This window comes from Citrobacter sp. T1.2D-1, from assembly GCF_950098555.1.
Lineage (GTDB): Bacteria > Pseudomonadota > Gammaproteobacteria > Enterobacterales > Enterobacteriaceae > Citrobacter_A > Citrobacter_A telavivensis.
The window spans coordinates 1-325 of sequence record NZ_CATNHH010000057.1; the positions used below are offsets into that span (position 1 = coordinate 1).

Consider the following 325-nt stretch of genomic DNA (forward strand, 5'->3'; position numbering starts at 1 on the left):
GCTGGAGACCATGCTGCGTATTCACTGCATGCAGCATTGGTACAACCTGAGCGACGGTGCCATGGAAGATGCCCTGTACGAAATCGCCTCCATGCGCCTGTTTGCCCGATTATCCCTGGATAGCGCCCTGCCGGATCGCACCACCATCATGAATTTCCGCCACCTGCTCGAGCAGCATCAACTGGCCCGTCAATTGTTCAAGACCATCAATCGCTGGCTGGCCGAAGCAGGCGTCATGATGACCCAAGGCACTTTGGTGGATGCCACCATCATTGAGGCACCCAGCTCTACCAAGAACAAAGAGCAGCAACGCGATCCGGAGATG

At 56.3% G+C, this 325-nt stretch carries 1 protein-coding gene; it reads left to right on the plus strand.

Features of this window, described 5'->3' with window-relative positions:
* On the plus strand, positions 1-325 hold a 325-nt coding region (locus QQZ17_RS22510), incomplete at both ends, for a transposase (RefSeq protein WP_284554179.1).